Genomic DNA, 4,016 nt, shown 5'->3' with positions numbered 1-4,016 from the left:
TGGCTCGGAGATCTCCTGCAAGCAGCCGACTGATCACGACATCACACAAACCCTAATGCCGTTCACGTACAGGGTCAGCTTGTTGGCGACCGTGTCGTGCACGCCGACCAGGTGTGTCCAGGTGTCGCCGTAAGCGGTCTGACCGTCGGCCTGCATGGCGCGGATCGGGGTGGCGGTTGCGGAGTCGTCCGAGAACTCGCTGATCACCCACCGGTCGGAGGTGTTGGAGTAGTAAAGCTCCATACCTGAGCGGTGAGCGCCCGCCTGGGTGGCGACGACCGCCGCATGGTTCGGTTTGTTCTTCGGCAGCTTGGCCCAGGCGGAGATGGTGTAGCTGTTGAGGTTGTTCAGAATCGGCCGGCCGGTGGTGGCGTAGTCGTCGACTCCGTCCAGCGTCAGGTCCTTGCCGGCGATGCCCTGCTGTCCGGGCTTGGCCCCGTTCATGAGCGTGGCGTCCGGGACCTCGGCCCTGCCGGTCAGCTCGGTGGCGGTGTCCGGCTCGTCCATCGTGAACACAGCCCGTGCGGGTCGGCCGATGGTGGAGGACGACTTGCCGTACAGCTGGGTCACCTCGGCCGCCGTGAGGGGCTTGTCGAAGATCTGCACCTCGTCGATCGCGCCGGAGAAGAAGTTCGTCGTCTTGCCGTTGAGGCTCGCCGCACCGAACTGCAGGCCGCGCCGCGCGTCCCAGGGCGTGCTGTAACTGGTTGTGCCCACGAGCTGGTTGTTGATGTACAGCCTCAGTTCGTCGCTGCCCGCACTGTAGGTGCCCACCAGGTGGGTCCACTCGCCGGCCTTCACACCCCCTGCGGTGGAGGCCTTGACCGTGACACTGCCCGAGTTGAGCGTGTCAGAGGTGTGCTGGCTGAACACCCACCGGTCCAGGCCCGCGGAGTAGTAGAGCTCGAACCCGGGTGAGTTGTTGCCGGGTTGGGTGATCGCAACGGCCGCGTGGTCGGGGACAGTGTCGAGCTTGACCCAGGTGGAGACAGAGAAGCTTGTTGAGGTGTCGATGACCGGGATGTCGCTGACGGCGTAGTCGTCCACGCCGTCGAACGACACGGCTGTGCCCTTGGCCCCGGCGATATGCGGCGTGACCCCACCGTTCAGTCTCAGCGTTCGCGGCGGTGCCGTGCCCGAAGCGGTGGCTGCGCCGGCCTCATCATCCAGTTGCCACATCGCGCGCTCCGGCTGGCCTGCCTTGACCCTGAACCGGTATCCGGCAGGCGCGGAAATATTTCCTGCCGCATCGACGGAGGAAACGTAGAGGGTGTTCACCCCGACTTTCGGCGGCAACAGCTTCAGCGATCTGGACGCTCCGCTCGAGGTCGTGATGGTGTTCTTCGACGACGGGTCGACGTTGATGCCCCACAGGTACTTCACCGTCTGGGGGTCGTTGCCGCCGACTGTGAACGTGCCGTACTTGCCGAGGCCGTCGAACCACTCGTCGTCCGGGTCCGACGAGTCGGAGCGAGGGTAGTCACCCGAGGAGACGGTGGGCGACGCCGGCGCATGCTTGTCGTAGATGAAATAGCAGGCTGTTGCACCGCCGGCCCACGACCATGGGGAGTACTGGGCACCGTCGTAGGAACGAACGAACCAGTGGATCGCCTTGTTCTCAGGGATGGACGACGGGAGGCTGATCGCAAAGTCGGATCCCGACCTCTTGTAGCCGGTCGCATCCGGGGTCCACTTACCGCCATCCCATTCGGCGCGGAACTGCACCCTGACGTTGTCACCGTCGGGGTCGGTGACGTTGTCGGCGTAGATCTTGCCCAGAGAGCGTATGCGCGGGGCGTCCGATGGCTTTTTGCAGGTACCACCGTACTCCATGTCCAGCCGTGACATTCTGATCTGCTGCGGAGGCCGGTTGTACTTCACCCGCAGATAGGCGTCGTCCGAGAACCGCTTCCAGCCGTACGCGTCGGATTCGTCGTCGGCGCGAAGACCGAACGTCATCGTCGACCACTTCGCGTCCGCTGCCTGCTGCACGGCCGGCTTCACGTCGAACTCGGCGTCCCTCGCCGCGCACCCCTCGAAGCCGTATGCGAACGGCGTCGTCTTCAGGTGATCGATCCAGAAACCGGATGCGTTCTGGGAGTCCCACGTGGTCTCCGACGAGATCGCCTTCGTCCGCCACAGCTGCACACCGCGCGCGCTGCAGGAAGCCGACCACGTGTTACGCACCACGAACTCGGCCGAGAGGACGTCCTTGCCCGCATACTTCGAGACCGGAATCTGGTAGAAGAGCCGCTTGGTGTCGTAGGGCTTGCAGTAGTACCAGGCGCAGTAACCCAGGCCGGCGTCCGGGTCACCGTTGAACTTCCACTGCGGGGACGACGCCCAGTACTTCGACGCCACCGTCCAGGCCGTGGCCTTGGGCGTGTCCCACTTCGGGTCGATGAAGACCGGGTACACGGTGTCCTTGCCGGTCAGGACCTCGGTGTCCGGCGTCAGCACCAGCTCGTCCTGGCCGGCGGGAACCTCCACACCGACCGGGGCGAGCTTGCCCGACTCCGCCGCGCCGGGCTCGGCGTCATCGGTGGAATTCGGGGTCGCTTTCGGCGCCGCCAAGGTTCGTGCGCCCAGCGCCTTCTGCGCCGAGATGCCTGGGCTGGAGTCCCACATCAGCGGCTGCGCCGCCTCGAACACCGCGCTTCCGGCTCCCTTGTCCACGGCCTGCAGGCCGCCGGCGCCGGTCTCCTTCACCTCCATGCCGCTGGCGTCCAGCTTCAGGCGCAGTTCGGTCAGTTCCTTGCTGGAAGCGGCCTGAGCCGACTTCACGACCAGCAGCTGGGTAAAGCCGTCCTGCTGTGCCCCCAACCGCAGGTCGACCCCCGGCAGGACGTCCGGATAGGTTGCGGTGTCGCCCTGGAGCTGGGGAGCGGGCAGCTTTCCCGGCCAGGACATGGCCAGTTCACGTCCGGCCTTGGTCATCCTGACCATCGGGGCGTCGCCGCCGCCGGAGAACTGCAGACCGATGGTCGTGGCTTTCGGCGCCACCATCCCATCGCCTGTCTGGGTCAGGTCGGTGTCGATGGCCTTCCACACCCCGTCGACGCGTACCCGTACAGGACGAAGGTGCTCGCGCGCCTCCAGCTTGCCGTCCGGGTTCGCGAAGACCTCACTGCTCTCCCCCCGCAGGGAGACGATCTCCACCGGCTGGCCCGACTGCTTGGCGCGGGCGACCGCCTCAGCTTCGGTGCCGGCTGAGGCCGTGCCGGCACCCCCCGCATCCGACACCTGCGACGTCCCGCCGGCCGACGCCTCGCTGCCGGCAGCCCCCAGCGCGTGTGCTGACGGGAGAAGGCCCAGCGTCACTGCGGCGCACACCACTGCGCCCGTAACGCACCATCGTCTCCCCACAGGCATGACACACCACTCCCCCGCAGAGTCTCCCCAGACCCCAACCCCGTTGTGACTGACCACTTACAGATCGTTCACCTGACGGTAAACACGAGACCAAGCAGAGGTCCAGACGGTCACAAACGGACATCACACGCCAGAGAAGCCAAAGAGAAACAGAACGCCAAGTGACATAAAACACACGAGCCGTGATGGAGCGTGAGCTCGGAACTGCACCGTCACCGACCTTGAGTGACTGCCCCCGCACATACGCTGAGCAGGACTTATGCGGTCCGGCATGCATCGTCGACACCTGCCCGGCGCTGTGACTGAAAGTAGCTGCTCTGGCAATCGCCGTCGGCCCTGTTCACGGAGAAGGTGTGGGAGGCGGGGAGTTGGCTGCGGGCTTTCCGCTGATGGACAGGACGGCGCAGGAATGGCTGCGCATCCAGCAGCGCCGCTACCACCTGCTCCTGCCAGGCCAGCACGATCTCCTCGACCAGCTCGGTCTGAAGCCTGAGACGGCCATCGCCGAGGCACCGGCCGTCACGGCCACTGCCCCTGTTGCGCCCGTGCGGGCCCCGGGAAGCCCACAAGGTGACGAGGAAGGCGCCAGCGGGGTCTGTACGGTGAGCGGTGTAACTCCCGATCTGGGAGCGACAGTTGATGAC

General features: G+C 65.7%; 2 protein-coding genes. One reads left to right on the top strand and one right to left on the bottom strand.

The genetic code is table 11. The features are described 5' to 3' along the window. Window positions 1-33: 33 nt before the first annotated feature. Window positions 34-3,321 (bottom strand): LamG-like jellyroll fold domain-containing protein, encoded by a 3,288-nt coding sequence (locus AB0B40_RS38005; protein WP_362268197.1) that lies wholly within the window; start codon window positions 3,319-3,321, stop codon window positions 34-36. A gap of 404 nt (window positions 3,322-3,725) precedes the next feature. On the opposite strand from AB0B40_RS38005, the gene AB0B40_RS38000 reads away from it, so the two are divergent. Continuing rightward, a partial coding sequence (locus tag AB0B40_RS38000) for a hypothetical protein (RefSeq protein WP_362268195.1) occupies window positions 3,726-4,016 on the top strand: 291 nt, incomplete at its 3' end.

The organism is Streptomyces sp. NPDC042638 (assembly GCF_040647235.1).
GTDB lineage: Bacteria > Actinomycetota > Actinomycetes > Streptomycetales > Streptomycetaceae > Streptomyces > Streptomyces rameus.
Note: the sequence above shows the minus strand (reverse complement) of the source record. Positions and strands in the feature narration are given on the sequence as shown.